Below are 14,978 nucleotides of genomic sequence, written 5' to 3'. Positions count from 1 at the left end.
GGTGGGAAGCGGCGGCGGTGCCGGGATGGGCATGGGCTGGGGTATGGCGGCCAGGCCCGCCAACCCGGCGAAACCGCCGACCGCGCCGAACGGGGCGACGGCGAGGAGCAGCGCGGGGGCCAACAGTTCGGGCTGGCTGGTGAAGATCTCCAGGATGTGCGTCGGCCAGTCGAACAGCATCAGCTGGACCAGGTACTGGAAGGCCAAGGCGGGATTGTGCACCAGGTAGTAGCCGAACTGCTCGAAATCCTCCAGCAGTTCCAGCGCGCGCACCACCCAGAAGAGGGGTTCCCCGGCGTTCGTGTAGGCGTCGTAGTCCAGCCCGTTCACCGTGCCCTGGGCGGGGTCCCAGTCGATCCCGAAATTCTTCAGTATCCTCGCGATGAAGTCGTTGAACGGATTGTCGATCGTGGGGTCGTGGTCCGGGTCTGACGAATCATCGTGTGAGGCATCGAATTTCACGATCGGCGGCGCCGGTTCGGGTTGTGGCGCCGACGTGACGGCGGCGGTGGACACCGCTTGGTAGGTGGACATCGTGGTGGCCGCCTGGGTCCACATCCGCGCGTAGTCGGCCTCGTTGACCGCGATGGGCACCGTGTTGACCCCGAAGAAATTCGTCGCCAGCAGGGCACCGTGCACGACGTGGTTGGTGGCCAGTTCCGGCAGCGTGGGCATGGCGGTCAGGGCCGCGGTGTACGCCGCCGCGGCCACCTCGTGCCGGCTGGCGGCCGTGGCGCTGTCCGCGCTCGATTTCGCCAGCCAGGCCAGGTAGGGCGCGTGCGCGGCCGCGTAGGACTCGCCGGTGGGTCCCTGCCACGCGCCGGCCTGGACCCCGGCGAGAAGCGTGCTCAATTCTTCCGCGGCAGAGGAGTATTCGGCACTCAGTTGCGACCAGGCACTCGCCGCGGCCAGCAATGGTCCGGGACCGGGGCCGCTGCTGAGCAACGCGGAATGTAGTTCGGGCGGCGAGGCCATCCAGATCGGCGTCGTCATCGGCACTCCTCAGGCTGGAAGGGATACCAGACTGAGGAGCTTAATGAATATGATTATCGTTTTCAAACAGGCGGTCGATTCCGCCTCGCGCGCTACACCAGCGGACGGCCCTTCTTGATCCTGCGGTCCAGGTCGTGGAGCAAAACGTTAAAGGGGAACTGCCGGATGAACCGCGGCAGATACCGGTTCACCGTGGCCAGCACGGCGATCAGCCGGTCGAAGCGGCGCTGCTTGGTCGCGTCCCAGGGCAGCCGCATCTCGTCGCGGAACCGCTGCGGCAGGAAGCCCGTGGTGATCAGCAACGCGAAGTTGTCGGAGAGGCGCTGCAGCGGGCGCGGCAGCGTCACGCCCCGGATCCGGTTGGCCGCAATGGGAAACAGGTACTCGCGCACGGCGTCGTCGATGTGCACCTTGGCCAGCGATTCTTCCCAGTAGCGGTCGAACGCCGCGCGGTCGGCGGGCCACATCGTCGGTGGCACCTGCAGGGTGGTGGCCAGCGTCATGCCCTCGCGGTAGTGGCGGTCGGCGTCCTCAGCGTCGAGTTCACCGATGAACATGCGGTAGATGTCGAGGCCGCCCTTGTACAGGCAGGCCCCGACCCACAGCTGCAGCGCCGGATCGAAAGCGTTGTAGGACACCGGGCTTTCCGGGGTCGAATAGACCTGCGCGTGGGCGCGGTTCACCGCGCGACGGAAGGCATCCTTCTGGGCGTCGCTGCCGTTGGTCGCGACGGCCAGATAGGTGAAGGTGGTGCGGGCGCGCTTGATCGGGTGCAGGTCGACCCGGCCGCTTTCGACCCGGCTCTCCATGACGCCGTATCCGACGCCGGGCCGGGCCAGTTGCATGATCACGTTCGCCGGGCCCGCCAGCAATGCGACGCCCATCAAACCCTCGTCGATGCCCAACGACCGCCGCCGGCGCCGCTGCGGGCGGGGCGGGTCGGTGGCTCGGCGCTCGACGTGCCCGATCGGCTGGTGCACCGGCTCGTGAATTGCCATCGTCAGGTCCTCCCGCAGCGCTTGTCCGCTAATGTGCGAACGCTCGTTTCCTGATATTGTCGTGGCCGGGCGTTGGTGTCAAGATGGTTGCCATGAGCGAGAGGTCCAGCGCGCGGCCGTACCGTGGGGTCGAGGCCGCCGAGCGCCTGGCCACCCGTCGTCACCGGTTGCTCGCCGTGGGCCTGGACGTGCTCGGCGCGGAGCGGCAGAACATCTCGGCGGTCACCGTCCGCGGGGTGTGCCGCGGCGCCGGCCTGGCCGCCCGGTATTTCTACGAAAGCTTCGCCGACAAGGACGAGTTCGTCGCGTGCGTCTTCGACTGGGTGGTCGCCGAACTGGCCGCCACCACACAGGCGGCGGTGGCGGCGGTGCCGGCCAGCGAGCAAACCCGCGCGGGCATCGCGAACATCGTGCGGACCATCACCGGGGACCCCCGCGTGGGTCGCCTGCTGTTCAGCACGCAGCTGGCCGATCCCGTGATCGTGCGCAAGCGCGCCGAGTCCAGCGCGCTGTTCGCCATGCTGTCCGGTCAGCACGTCGGCCACGCGTTGCAGGTCCCGGCGAACGAACGCATCAAGGCCGCCGCGCATTTCGTGGTGGGCGGCGTCGGGCAGACCATCAGCGCCTGGCTGGCCGGCGACGTCCAGCTCGAACCGAATCAGCTCGTCGACCAGCTGGCGGCGCTGCTCGACGAGCTCGCCCAACCAAACCTCTACCGCCTCACCGAAACACGCGCGGACGCCTAGCGCCCCACGGCGAGCTCACACGCGGCTGACCGTGCGCCAGCCCGTCATCGCGGTGAGCGAGAAGTCGCTCAGCATGCCCGAAATATGTTGTCTCAGAATGTTATCCGAGTTGTCCGCGCCCGGCTCGTAGGCGAGAACCGAGACGAAGACCTGTCCGTGCGCCCGTCCCGACAACAACGCCAGCACCCCGTTGGTGCGCTGCATCGTCGCGGTGGTCACGCCCGGGTACAGCGACTTCATCGCGAAATGGTCGGCGTCCGTGCCGTCCGGCCGGTTGGCGGCGGGGTCGAGCGCACCGAGGTTGGACGACACCACGGCCGTCGCGTTGCCGGTGGCCACGCTGATCAGTCGCCGGAAGACCCGCTTGGGGATCAGCGGAACCAGCGGCAGCAACGCCCACCGCTCGTCGGGAACGTCCTGATGGCGGACCAGCGCTCGCTTGATCGCGGCGCGGATCGCGCGCAGGTCCATCGCATGCGCGGGCTCGATCGTGATGTCGACGTTCGTGACGGCGTTCGCGCGAGTGTCGCCGGGGGTGCGCTCGTTGACCGGCATCCCGACATTGACCGAGCCGTCCGCCGCGACCCGTCCCACCCGCTGGGCGAGGCGGGCCGCCAGCCCCGCGAGCAGCGCGTTGCTGGTGCCGCCGAGCGCGTGGGCGCGCGCGTCCCACTCGTCGGCGTCGATGAAGAACGTCGCGGCCGGAAGTGTGATGCTCCGGTCGATAAGGGGCGTGGGCCTCGGCGCGGCGGCTCCGCCACCCGGGCGGCCGGCCCGGGCCAGGCGTGCGGCCGCGGCGAGCGCGCGACCGACATCGAGTGTGTCACGGGCGGTTTGGCGTGCGTCCTCGCGCACCGCCTGCCACCGCCGCCGCGATGCCGCGACGGGCCAGTGCTCCGCCGCGTCGCGCCCGGATGCCGCGTCCGCCACCGCCTCGCAGAGTCCGACGCCGTCGCTGAGGCAATGGGTGATGACCAAGCTGACCGCCGCCCCGCCGTCGGTGAACGGGAGCACCGCGAGGTGCCATCCGGGTCCGTGCTCGGCGTCCGGCCGCTTATCGGCCTGCTGGGTGCACCAGTCGTCGAATTCCTCACGCGGACGGGGCGTCGCGACTATTTCGAGGCTGGGCTGCTCGCCGGGTGACACCCAGCGGTGCCGGCCGAACGGCAGGGGGGATCGCTCGATCCGGCGAGCCAATCGCCCCCTGCCCAGGTGGGCGTGAAACCTCTTCAGGCCGTCGATGTCGACGGGTCTGTCGTACACCCAGATGCATTGCACCAGGCTGGTGGTGCCCGTCGCCCGCTCACCGAGAAAGAGGGCCTGGTCGGCCAGGTCCAGCACGTTGTCCATGCCTAGGCCGCCTCGGTGTCGTCTTCGTCGGCGAAGTCCCGCTGCCCGCCCGAATCCCCTTGGGATGCGGTGACACCCAAGTCCGTCGACGCGGTTGTGGCGACGTGCGCACACACTTCGGTCAGCGTCGCGATGTAACGGAGCACCGACTCGCGCGCTATCTCGTTGTCCGGGAACGAGATTGTCACTGTCGTCTTTTCGGCGTGCCGGTTGATCCACATGTTGATCCCACCGGCCGACAGGTTGTCACCGTAGGTGCCGAAATTCGTCTCGGCCCACAGCCCGGCGAGCGGAATCTTGCGAAAGTCCAGGAAGGACAGCATCATCGGCAGCTGCGTCGGCAGCTTGATCCCCAAGTCATCCGGCGTCGCCAGCTCCAGGAGCCGCTCGAACGGCACATCGGCAAGACCCTTCGCGGCGTCGAAGGACTTCTGGGCCGCGCGGGCCGCCGCGCCGAACGAGGCGCCGCCGGTCGGAACGGTGACCGGGATCAGGCTGGCGAACCAGCCGACGGTCATCGCGTCGACGCCCGGCATCCGGGTGTCCCTGGCCGTGAACCCGTGATAGGTGTCGCTGCCGGTCAATTCGTGGTCGGCCAGGGCCGCGCACGCCAGGACTCCGCCGATGAACCGGGCGCCGGCCGCCCGGCAGGCGGCGTCGAAAGACTCGGTTTCGGCGCCGTCCAGCAGGTCCATCGTGACCAGGTCGCCCTTGCTGCTCGCCCAGGTATCCCCCAGCGGCAGTGGGAAATTCGGCCAGTTTCCATCCGTGTTGCGCCCGAACGCGATCCAGTCCTTGATCTCGGGCGACGACAGATCCAGGGTTGCGGCCTTCTCGCGCTGCCGCGCGGCGTAGTCGCTGTAGCTCCTGATCTCGGGGAGCTGGGGCTGCCGTTGCGCGCCGCGCGACAGTTCCTGATACGTCAGGTGGATGTCGACGAAGATCAGCCCGGCGGACAAGCCGTCGATGTGCAGATGGTCGACACTGGCATAGAAAGTGAAGTAGTCGGGGTGCTCGACGACACCGAATGTGAAGCAGCCCCATTCCAGCGTTTCGGGGGTGGTCGTCAGCACGTGCGTGCGCACCTGGTCGGCGCTCATCCGTCCGAACGGCACCGGAACCAATTCGATGGCGGCGGGGTCGTCGATCGTGCGGCGCACGATGCGGCCGTCCTCGATTTCGAACCAATTGTGATAGGTGTCCTGGCGTCGGACGTGTGCATTGATGGTTGCTGTCATCGCCGGAATGTCACACGCGCCGGGGATGTCCCACGCCACGACCATCAGGCGGGGTAGCTCCCTGCTCATCGCGCTGCCGATGTGTGCCGCCCAAAGATGTTGATTCTGTTGGTAACTCGGAGCCAGGTCAGAGCGGCGGGCGGTGCGGGCCGCGTCATGCGACGCGGGTGCGGGCGTCCACATCGTCAGCGGACCGTTCGGTGGTTGCCATTCGCTGATGTTGCCGAGTGCGACCATTTGCTTGAGTCGTCCCTCCCGTAGTGCCGACATTTGTTGCGCAGCAAGGGAACAGCGAATAGGTCATCGGGCGTTTGGCGATGACCCTTCGCGCAGCATGCATTCCTTTGGCAGGAACCTTGACGGCATGTCACGGCAGGTTGGACTGAGTTGCCGCGTTGCTATGCGCCCCCTGTGTCGCGGAAGTTGACGCTAGTCGAATAGGCCACAAACGTACCCCTCTTGTGATAAGGGTCACAATCCCAGAGGAGCGTCCACAGTGGGCGCTTCGCCGCGAAACAGCGCGTCTACCTGCGCAATTCGGCCCGCACCCGCTCGCTCGCCGGACCGCGACTTAATGACGTCATCGAAAATATGTGCGGGCGTCCAGCGGCCCCGCCCGGGACTCACACCCGGCTGAACGTGCGCCAGCCCGTGGTGGCGGTCAGCGAAAAATCGCTCAACACCCCGGAGATGGCTTGCCGTAAATCCTCATTCGAATTTCGGCGGCCCAGCTGATAGCCGAGCACCGACACGAAGACCCGGCCACGCACCCGTCCCGACAACAACGCGAGCGCTCCATTGGTGCGATGCATCGTCGCGCTGGTCACGCCCGGGTACACCGACTTCATCGCGAAATAGTCGGCGTCACTGCCGTCCGGCCGATTCACCGCCGGGTCGATGACACCGAGGTTGGACGACACGACGGTGGTGGCGCCGCCGGTGACAACGCTGATCAGTCGCCGGAAGATCCGCGTGGGGATCAGCGGAACCAGCGGTAGCAACGCCCACCGCTCGTCGGGCACGTCCTGATGGCGGATCAGCGCGTTCTTGATCGCGGCGCGGATCTCGCGCAGCTCCGTGCCGATCGCCGAGGGCTTGAGCGTTACGTCGACGTTCGTGACCGCGTTGGCGCGAGTGTCACCGGGGGTGCGCTCGTTGAACGGCATCCCGACATTGACCGAGCCGTCCGCCGCGACCCGTCCCACCCGCTGGGCGAGGCGGGCCGCCAGCCCCGCGAGCAGCGCGTTGCTGGTGCCGCCGAGCGCGTGGGCGCGCGCGTCCCACTCGTCGGCGTCGACGAAGAACGTCGCCATCGGCAGGCTGATGGGGCCGTCCCCCGCGGTGGGCGGCGCGGGCGGCTTCTCGGCCGACGCCGCTTGCACGGCGTCGCGTCCCTGCCCGAGCATCTGGACCGCCGCGCCGATGGCGCGACAGACATCGCCCGTGTCGTGCGCGGTTTGGCGGGCGTCCTCACACACCGCCCGCCACCGCCGCCGCGCCTCCGCGGCCGGCCAGCGGATCGCGTCGTCGCGCCCGCACGCCGCGTCCGCCAGCGCCTCGCACAGCCCGACGCCGTCGCTGAGGCAGTGCGTGGTGACCAGGCTGACGGCCGCGCCGCCGTCGGTGAGCGGGAGCACCGCCAGGTGCCAGCCGGGTCCGTGCTCGGCGTCCGGCCGTTTGGTGCCCTGCTCGGCCAGCCACGCGTCGATCTCGTCGCGTCGCCGCGGTGTGCCGACGATCTCCAGGGTGCACCGGTCCTTCGACGCCACCCAGCGATGGCGGCCGAACGGCAAGGGAGACCGTTCGATCCGGCGCGACAGCCGCCCCTTCCCCAGATGGTGATGAAACTCGCGCAGCTTGCCGATGTCGATGGCGTGGTCGTACACCCAAACGCACTGCAGCAGACTGGTGGCCCCCGTCGCCCGCTCACCGAGAAAGAGAGTCTGGTCGGCCAGGTCCAGCACGTTGTTCATTCTTATGCCGCTTCGTGGTCGCCAGCGTCCGGCGCGAGCGGGTAGGCTTCGTCCGAATTCGCCTGGGGCACAACCACGACCGGCTCATCCGCGGCGGGCTTGGCGACGCGCACGAACGCCTGGGTCAGCGTCGCGATGTAGCGCAGCACCGACTCGCGTGCGATTGCGTTGTCCGGGAAGGACATCGTCACCGTGGTGTTCTCGGCCTGGCGGTTGATCCACATGTTGATCCCGCCGTGGGAAAGGCTGTCGCCGTAGGTGCCGAACTTCGTCTCCGCCCACAACCCGTTGAGGGGAATCTTGCGGAAGTCGAGGAAGGACAGCATCATCGGCAACTGCGTGGGCAGCTTGATGCCCAGTTCGTCGGGTGTGGCCAATTCCAGGACCCGCTCGACCGGGACGTCGGCGAGGCGCTGGGCGTCGTCGAACGACTTCTGCGCGGCCCTGGCCGCCTGGGCGAACGTCTCGCCGGCGGTCGGCACGGTGACCGGGAGCAGGCTGGCGAACCAGCCCACGGTCATCGTGTCGACGCCGGTGGTGCGGGTGTCCTTGGCCGTGAAGCCGTGATAGGTGTCCTTGCCGGTCAATTTGTGCTCGGCGAGTCCGGCGCACGCCAGGACTCCCCCGATGAAGCGGGCGCCGGCCGCGACGCACGCGGCATCGAAGGCCTCGGTCTCGGCGGCGTCCATCAGTTCGACGGTCAGCAGATCGCCCTTGGTGCTCGCCCAGATATCGCCCAGCGGCAGTGGGAAACTCGGCCAGTCGCCGTCGGTGTCACGCGCGAATGCGATCCAGTCCTTGATCTCGGGCGACGACAGGTCCAGCGCCGCGGCCTTCTCGCGCTGCCGCGCAACGTAGGCGCGGTAGCTCCGCACCTCGGGCAGGGCGGCGGCCCGGTGGCCGCTCTGCGCCAGTTCCTGATACATCAGGTGGATGTCGAGGAAGATGAGGGCAGCGGACAGCCCGTCGATGTGCAGGTGGTCGACGCTGGCATAGAACGTGAAATAGTCGGCGTGTTGGACGATTCCGTAGGTAAAGCAGCCCCATTCCAGGGTCTCCGGAGTCGTTGTCAGGACGTGATTGCGCACCTGGTCCGGGGTCATCTCCCCGAGCGCCACCGGAACGAAGTCGATGTCCTCGGAATTCTCGATTTCGCGGCGCACGAAGTTTCCGTTGTCGAATTCGAACCAGCAGTGATACGTGTCCTGGCGACGCACATGGGCGTTGACCGTCGCGGTCATCGCCTCGATGTCGCAGGTGCCGGGAATGTCCCACGCGACGATCATCAGCCGGGGCAGCTGCCGATTCAGGTTCTTGCCGTGGTAGGACGCCCAGAGGTGTTGGTTCTGTTGATAACTCGGAGCCAGGTCACTTCGCCGCGCGGCGCGCGCCGCTTCGAGCGCCGTAGGCGCGGCCATCCACATGGTAACCGGGCCGTGTGGCGGTTGCCATTCGTTGATGCTTCCGAGTGCGACCATTCGTCGAGTCCTTGTGCTGTGAGATACCGACATCTGTTGTGCGGTCTGGGAGGTGGTGAAAGTGCGGTAAGCGCTTGGATTTTGGTGCGTCTCGTGTTGGTCTCGCGCCTGAATTCTGCGGCGTACGTTCGCCTATCTTGGGCCGAACTACCGCGTCGCTTACACCCCCTATGTCGCTGCTGTGGACGCTAGCTGACGGAGGCGACGATTTCGCGGTTTTACGAAGACTCGCATTCTCCCGCGCGATCGCCTGCGCGGCGGTAACCTGGTTGGCTTAGTCGCATAGCCGGCCCGGCCAGTGGCGCGTGCGTACCAAAAAGTATCGAATCACGGTCGGTATGTTGCCGATTCGCCTGTCGGCCCATAGAACTCGCGATAGCATTTTCGGCCCGTTCGCAGGGCCGCGGCATCGCCTGGAATCCGAGCGGCTCGGGCCGAACCCGCCGCCCGTCACGGGAACAGCGGCAGATGCCACAGCCGCATGCCCGGATCCAGCAGCCACAGCCGCAGCATCGTCAGCCGCAGGATGCGCACCGCGCTGGTGATCATGAAGGTCGCCAACGGCACCTCGATCAGCAGCGCCGTGATCAAGGACAGCCAGATGTCCTTGGGTCCGGCGGTCATCAGGTCGAACCACGCGTCGCATATCAACAGGACCCCGGTGGTGAAGGCGGCGAGCACCAGCAACTGACGACGCAGGTATCCGAGCACCGCCGTGGTCAGCATGAACCCGACCAGCAGCACGTCGAAGCCGATCCAGGTGATGGGCCAGTTGTGCGCGACGTAGTTCTCCGGCAGCGTCACCGACAGATACGCCAGCCACGGGACCATCGCTATTGCACCACCGACCATCAGGCTCAGCCGGATCCGCCGCACCCGCGCCAGGAACTCCGGGTCGATGACGTCACTCAGCGGCTGCTCCAGCCGGGTGATCAGTTCCCGGCGTTGCTCGGGCGTCAGCGCCGCGATCTGCGCGTCGGTCAGAATGCCGTCGGTCATGAAATTATCCTCCGGCCCGGCCCGGTCGAATCAGTGGGCGGCACCCACCGGGGGCCGCCGGTCCGCCGCGGTCCTGGGCACCGCCTGGGCGTCGCCGCTTTCGAATTCCTTTACCCAGCAAGCGAATTCAAGGGTGATGCCGTCCGGATCCTGGAAGTAGAACGAGCGCACGTAGACGCCGGGATGCACGGTCGCGGACACCTGCATGGGGCTTTCGTCGTGGTTGAGCACCGGCCCGACCCGCACCCCCTTGTCCTTGAGCAGCTGTCGGTAGGCGTCGAACTTCTCGGCCGGCACGTGGAAGGCGAGATGGTTCATGGTGCTGACGGCACTGGTGATGTCGCCGATGCCCGGGATGGCGCCCGGCGACGAGATCCCCGGCACCCGGTCGGGGGCGTCGGCGAACCAGAAGAAGGCGACGCAATCGCCGTTGCCGGCGTCGAAGAAGAAGTGCTGGCCGGCGCCGCCGGGTAGGTCCAGCGATTTGATCAGCGGCATGCCGAGGATGTTGCTGTAGAAGTCCACTGTTTTCGCCATGTCCGAACACACCAGGGCGACATGGTTGATCCCGCCGAGTTCGAATTCCGTGTTGATGTTGTGCGGCTTGATCATCTGGTGGCTCCCCTCGGTCCCCGGCTTGACGATCCTGGCCAAGGTCCAAATCTGAATCTAACATCAGTTTCAGTTTTGGCCCAGGGAGGTGCGCAGGTGTCGACCGCGGCGTCCCGTGTCGGCCGGGCCGGCCAGCCCGCCGAACTTCCCACCGTTCGCGGCCGGCGCACGCAGGCCGCCATCGACATGGCCGCCCGGACCGTCATCGCGCGCAAGGGCGTCCTCGCCACGACCATCGCCGACATCGCCGCGGAGGCCGGGCGTTCGGCGGCATCCTTCTACAACTATTACGACTCCAAAGAGGCGATGGTGCGGCAGTGGGCGCTGCGCTTCCGCGACGAGGCCAACGCACGCGCGCAGTCGGTGACCGAACACGGGTTATCCGATCGGGACCGGGCTCATGCCGCGGCCGCCGCGCACTGGCACACCTACCGCCACCGGCTGGCCGAGGTGATCAGCGTGTCGCAGCTGGCGATGGTCAACGACGACTTCGCCCAATACTGGGCCGAGATCTGCGAGATACCAATCTCTTTCATCGCCGAGTCGGTCCGGCGCGCCCAGGCCGAGGGCCATTGCCGCGACGACGATCCCCGGCTGATCGCCGAGGCCATCGTGGCGATGTTCAACCAGTTCTGCTACATCCAGCTCGCGGGTCCGCGCGCGGCGCAACCCGACGATCAAGCCTGCATCCAGACCCTGGCCAACATCTACTACCGGGCCATCTATGCGTAAGGGGGACCGCTGAGTTGACTCGCCGTACCGGTGCCGGAGTGGTCCGTGAATTCATCGGGTTGCCGTCGCCCACCGCGGGGCGCGCCGGCGCGGGCGGGCACCCGTGCCAGGGGCTCTATCACCGTGGGGTGGGGCGCAAACCCAAGGTGGCGATGATCGCCACGCACTATCAGATCGACTTCTCCGAGCACTATCTCGCGGATTACATGGCCACGCGCGGCGTCGGTTTCCTGGGTTGGAACACCCGGTTTCGCGGCTTTGAAAGCAGCTTTTCGCTCGACCACGCCCTGGTCGACATCGGCGTCGGGGTGCGCTGGCTGCGCGAGGTCCAGGGCGTGGATACCGTGGTGCTGCTGGGCAATTCGGGTGGCGGCTCGTTGATGGCCGCCTACCAGTCGCAGGCGGTCGACCCGAACGTGACTCCGCTGGCCGGGATGCGCCCGGCCGCCGGGCTGACCGAATTGCCGCCGGCCGACGGCTACGTGGCCACCGCCGCCCATCCCGGGCGCCCGGAGGTGCTCACCGCCTGGATGGACGCCGCCGTCATCGACGAGAACGACCCGGTGGCCACCGACGCCGACCTCGACCTGTTCAACGGGCGCAACGGCCCGCCCTACTCGGCGGACTTCCTCGCCCGCTACCGGGACGCGCAGACCGCGCGCAACCACGCGATCACCGACTGGGCCGAAACCGAGCTCAAACGCGTTCGCGCGGCGGGGTTTTCAGATCGCCCATTTTCCGTGATGCGGACCTGGGCCGATCCCCGCATGGTCGACCCCGGGATCGAGCCCACCAAGCGGCAACCCAACATGTGCTACGCGGGCGTCCCGGCCAAGGCGAACCGCTCCGCGCACGGGATCGCGGCGGCCTGCACGCTGCGCAACTGGCTGAGCATGTGGAGCCTGCGGGTTGCCCAAACCCGCGCCGAACCGCACCTGGCCCGGATCAGCTGTCCCGCGCTGGTGATCAACGCAGAGGCCGATACCGGGGTGTTTCCCTCTGACGCCCAACGCATTTTCGACGCGCTCGCCGGCGCCGACAAGACGCGGGCCTCGGTGGACACCGACCACTACTTCACCACACCGGGGGCGCGCGGCGAGCAGGCCGACCTGATCACCCAATGGATCGGCAAGCGGTGGCGCTGAGAACTTCCGTCGGACAGCCGCTAGCCCGTCTCGTCAACCAACCGACTGGTTGTTAGCTTGGAAGGTACTGGGCCGAAACGGCCTCCTGCAGCAACGGAAGGCGACCAATGCCGATCGCGATAAATCCCGAGCACCAAGACCTGGCCGATTCCGTGCGATCACTGGTGGCGCGCGTCGCACCGTCCGAAACGCTGCATGCGGCCATGGAGACGCCCGTCGACAATCCCCCGCCGTACTGGCAGGCCGCGGCCGACCAGGGACTACACGGTGTCCACCTCGCCGAATCCGTCGGCGGGCAGGGCTTCGGCATCCTCGAGTTGGCCATCGTGCTGGCCGAATTCGGGTACGGGGCGGTGCCGGGGCCGTTCGTGCCGTCGGCGATCGCCAGTGCCCTGATCTCTGCGCACGACCCGGACGCGAAGGTGCTGTCCGAGCTGGCGTCGGGCGCCGAAATCGCCTCCTACGGCCTGAATTGCTGTGCGCTGACCGCCACCCGGCAGGGCACTTCGCTGGTGATCCGCGGCGAGGTCCGTGCGGTCCCGGCCGCGGCGCAGGCCACCTTGCTCGTGTTGCCGGTCGCCATCGACAGCGGCGAGGCGTGGGTGGTGCTACGCGCCGACCAGCTCGAGATCGAGCCGGTGAAGAGCCTGGACCCGCTGCGGCCCATCGCCGATGTGCGGGCGAACGCCGTCGAGGTCGGCGAGGACGTCGTGCTGACCAACCTGAGCATGGCGACGGCGCACGCGGTGATGACCACGCTGCTGTCCGCCGAGGCCATCGGCGTGGCGCGCTGGGCGACCGACACGGCCTCGCACTACGCCAAGATCCGTGAGCAGTTCGGCCGTCCGATCGGCCAGTTCCAGGCCATCAAGCACAAGTGCGCCGAGATGATCGCCGACACCGAGCGGGCCACCGCCGCCGTGTGGGACGCCGCCCGCGCGATCGACGAGGCGCGCGAAAACGGCTGGGACACAGCCGGTTCGCACGTCGACTTCGCCGCCGCCGTCGCGGCGACGCTGGCGCCCGCGGCCGCCCAGCGCTGCGCCCAGGACTGCATTCAGGTGCACGGCGGGATCGGCTTCACCTGGGAGCACGACACGAACGTTTATTACCGGCGAGCGCTGATGCTGGCAGCCTCCTTCGGCCGCAGCTCGGACTACCCACAGAAGGTCGTCGACACCGCGACCACCACCGGCATGCGCGCGCCTGCCATCGACCTCGACCCCGACACCGAGAAGCTGCGTGCGGAGATCCGGGCCGAGGTCGCCGCGCTCAAGGAGATGGAGCGGGAGCCGCGCAAGGTCGCGCTCGCCGAGGGCGGCTGGGTGTTGCCGTATCTCCCGAAGCCGTGGGGCCGGGCCGCCACCCCGGTGGAGCAGATCATCATCGCCCAGGAGTTCACCTCCGGGCGGGTCAAGCGGCCGCAGGTCGGCATCGCCGCGTGGATCATTCCGTCGATCGTCGCGTTCGGGACCGAGGAGCAAAAGCAGCGGTTCCTGCCGCCGACCTTCCGCGGCGAGATGATCTGGTGCCAGCTGTTTTCCGAACCCGGCGCCGGATCGGACCTGGCGGGCCTCTCCACCAAGGCCACCCGAACCGACGGCGGCTGGCGGATCACCGGCCAGAAGATCTGGACCACCGCAGCGCAGTTCTCCCAGTGGGGAGCGCTGCTGGCCAGGACGGATCCCAGCGCACCGAAACACAACGGCATCACCTACTTCCTGCTGGACATGCGCAGTGAGGGTGTGACGGTCACGCCGCTACGCGAGCTCACCGGCAACGCGATGTTCAACACCGTCTACATCGACGACGTGTTCGTGCCCGACGACTGCGTGCTCGGTGAGGTCAACCGGGGCTGGGAGGTCAGCCGCAACACGCTCACCGCGGAGCGGGTGTCGATCGGCAGCAGCGACGCGAACTTCCTGGCGACCCTGCCCCAGTTCGTCGAGTTCGTTCGCGACGGCCACTTCGATCAGATCGCCCAGCACCGAGCGGGCCAGTTGATCGCCGAGGGTCATGCGGCCAAGGTGCTCAACCTGCGCTCCACGCTGTTGACGCTGGCCGGCGGGGACGCCATGCCGTCGGCGGCGATCTCCAAGCTGCTGTCCATGCGTACCGGCCAGGGCTACGCCGAGTTCGCGGTCTCGTCGTTCGGCACGGATGCCGCGATCGGCGACCCCGACCAGCTACCCGGCAAATGGGGCGAATACCTGTTGGCCAGCCGCGCCACCACCATTTACGGCGGCACCTCCGAGGTGCAGCTGAACATCATCGCCGAACGGCTGCTGGGCCTGCCCCGCGACCCGTAAAGCGGCGCCAAAAGGGCCCCAAACAGGGCCATGCCGACCTGACTGCGTCAGGCCGGCATGGTTCCCCCATACGCGGTGGGCCATCCCGAGGGTTGGCGTGTCGGCGACGGTCCCTACCGCGCGGAGATGGTGATCACCACCACCAGTTCCACCAGTGCTGGGGGCCCCAGTAGCCACCGCCACGGCCCCAGTTGCCGTGCCCCCAATTGCCATTTCCCCGACCATCATGGCCGCCCCATCCGCGACCGCCGGGGCGATCGGGGATGAAGCCCGGTCCGCTGTGCGGCCCAGCACTGGCGAAGCTCGTGGTGGCTGCGGGCGCAGGAGCGGCCTGAGCCATGGGGGCGCCGCTGAACAGCAGCGCGCCGGACACAGCCCCGGCACCTAGGACACCTGCGGCCGCGC

The 14,978-nt window shown here is 67.8% G+C and carries 12 protein-coding genes; 4 read left to right on the top strand and 8 right to left on the bottom strand.

The features are described 5' to 3' along the window. Together ACYQ8K_RS18775 and ACYQ8K_RS18770 are read right to left on the bottom strand one after the other, a co-directional pair. A partial coding sequence (locus ACYQ8K_RS18775; RefSeq protein ID WP_459971285.1) for a PPE family protein occupies window positions 1-993 on the bottom strand: 993 nt, incomplete at its 3' end. A 92-nt stretch (window positions 994-1,085) separates the two neighbouring features. Beyond that, window positions 1,086-1,991 (bottom strand): oxygenase MpaB family protein, encoded by a 906-nt coding sequence (locus tag ACYQ8K_RS18770; protein ID WP_459971284.1) that lies wholly within the window; start codon window positions 1,989-1,991, stop codon window positions 1,086-1,088. An 83-nt stretch (window positions 1,992-2,074) separates the two neighbouring features. Between ACYQ8K_RS18770 and ACYQ8K_RS18765 the strand changes: the two genes are divergently transcribed. After that, entirely contained in the window at window positions 2,075-2,737 is a 663-nt protein-coding gene (locus tag ACYQ8K_RS18765) for a TetR/AcrR family transcriptional regulator (RefSeq protein WP_459971282.1), read from the top strand. Window positions 2,738-2,752: 15 nt separating this feature from the next. On the opposite strand, the gene ACYQ8K_RS18760 is transcribed toward ACYQ8K_RS18765, so the two are convergent. The 6 genes from ACYQ8K_RS18760 to ACYQ8K_RS18735 form a co-directional block, all read right to left on the bottom strand. Next, window positions 2,753-4,087, bottom strand: coding sequence for a hypothetical protein (locus ACYQ8K_RS18760; protein WP_459971280.1), 1,335 nt, complete (start codon window positions 4,085-4,087; stop codon window positions 2,753-2,755). A gap of 2 nt (window positions 4,088-4,089) precedes the next feature. After that, window positions 4,090-5,562: a condensation domain-containing protein gene (locus ACYQ8K_RS18755; protein WP_459971278.1), complete on the bottom strand. Its 1,473-nt coding sequence runs from the start codon at window positions 5,560-5,562 to the stop codon at window positions 4,090-4,092. Window positions 5,563-5,948: 386 nt separating this feature from the next. Further along, window positions 5,949-7,298: a WS/DGAT/MGAT family O-acyltransferase gene (locus tag ACYQ8K_RS18750; protein ID WP_459971277.1), complete on the bottom strand. Its 1,350-nt coding sequence runs from the start codon at window positions 7,296-7,298 to the stop codon at window positions 5,949-5,951. Window positions 7,299-7,300: 2 nt separating this feature from the next. Then, complete coding sequence (locus ACYQ8K_RS18745; protein WP_459971275.1) at window positions 7,301-8,776, bottom strand: condensation domain-containing protein; 1,476 nt, start codon at window positions 8,774-8,776, stop codon at window positions 7,301-7,303. 450 nt (window positions 8,777-9,226) lie between these two features. Continuing rightward, entirely contained in the window at window positions 9,227-9,775 is a 549-nt protein-coding gene (locus tag ACYQ8K_RS18740) for a hypothetical protein (RefSeq protein WP_459971274.1), read from the bottom strand. Window positions 9,776-9,805: 30 nt separating this feature from the next. Next, on the bottom strand, window positions 9,806-10,387 hold the full coding sequence (locus ACYQ8K_RS18735; protein ID WP_459971293.1) for a VOC family protein: 582 nt from the start codon (window positions 10,385-10,387) through the stop codon (window positions 9,806-9,808). Between the two features lie 186 nt (window positions 10,388-10,573). Between ACYQ8K_RS18735 and ACYQ8K_RS18730 the strand changes: the two genes are divergently transcribed. The 3 genes from ACYQ8K_RS18730 (at window position 10,574) to ACYQ8K_RS18720 (ending at window position 14,573) form a co-directional block, all read left to right on the top strand. Next, on the top strand, window positions 10,574-11,119 hold the full coding sequence (locus ACYQ8K_RS18730) for a TetR/AcrR family transcriptional regulator (RefSeq protein ID WP_459971291.1): 546 nt from the start codon (window positions 10,574-10,576) through the stop codon (window positions 11,117-11,119). A gap of 14 nt (window positions 11,120-11,133) precedes the next feature. Further along, window positions 11,134-12,264, top strand: coding sequence for an alpha/beta hydrolase family protein (locus ACYQ8K_RS18725; protein ID WP_459971273.1), 1,131 nt, complete (start codon window positions 11,134-11,136; stop codon window positions 12,262-12,264). A 107-nt stretch (window positions 12,265-12,371) separates the two neighbouring features. Next, window positions 12,372-14,573 carry an acyl-CoA dehydrogenase gene (locus ACYQ8K_RS18720; RefSeq protein WP_459971271.1) on the top strand — a complete coding sequence of 734 codons (2,202 nt, stop codon included), beginning with the start codon at window positions 12,372-12,374 and terminating at the stop codon, window positions 14,571-14,573. The last annotated feature ends 405 nt before the right edge of the window (window positions 14,574-14,978 follow it).

The organism is Mycobacterium sp. MUNTM1 (assembly GCF_054660795.1).
This window is presented reverse-complemented; position numbering and strand designations above follow the sequence as displayed.

Bases quoted from the DNA above. Each gene is read 5' to 3' on its own strand.
- ACYQ8K_RS18770 (WP_459971284.1), bottom strand. From the start codon at position 1,991: ATGGCAATTCACGAGCCGGTGCACCAGCCGATCGGGCACGTCGAGCGC.
- ACYQ8K_RS18765 (WP_459971282.1), top strand. From the start codon at position 2,075: ATGGTTGCCATGAGCGAGAGGTCCAGCGCGCGGCCGTACCGTGGGGTC.
- ACYQ8K_RS18760 (WP_459971280.1), bottom strand. From the start codon at position 4,087: ATGGACAACGTGCTGGACCTGGCCGACCAGGCCCTCTTTCTCGGTGAG.
- ACYQ8K_RS18755 (WP_459971278.1), bottom strand. From the start codon at position 5,562: ATGGTCGCACTCGGCAACATCAGCGAATGGCAACCACCGAACGGTCCG.
- ACYQ8K_RS18750 (WP_459971277.1), bottom strand. From the start codon at position 7,298: ATGAACAACGTGCTGGACCTGGCCGACCAGACTCTCTTTCTCGGTGAG.
- ACYQ8K_RS18745 (WP_459971275.1), bottom strand. From the start codon at position 8,776: ATGGTCGCACTCGGAAGCATCAACGAATGGCAACCGCCACACGGCCCG.
- ACYQ8K_RS18740 (WP_459971274.1), bottom strand. From the start codon at position 9,775: ATGACCGACGGCATTCTGACCGACGCGCAGATCGCGGCGCTGACGCCC.
- ACYQ8K_RS18735 (WP_459971293.1), bottom strand. From the start codon at position 10,387: ATGATCAAGCCGCACAACATCAACACGGAATTCGAACTCGGCGGGATC.
- ACYQ8K_RS18730 (WP_459971291.1), top strand. From the start codon at position 10,574: ATGGCCGCCCGGACCGTCATCGCGCGCAAGGGCGTCCTCGCCACGACC.
- ACYQ8K_RS18720 (WP_459971271.1), top strand. From the start codon at position 12,372: ATGCCGATCGCGATAAATCCCGAGCACCAAGACCTGGCCGATTCCGTG.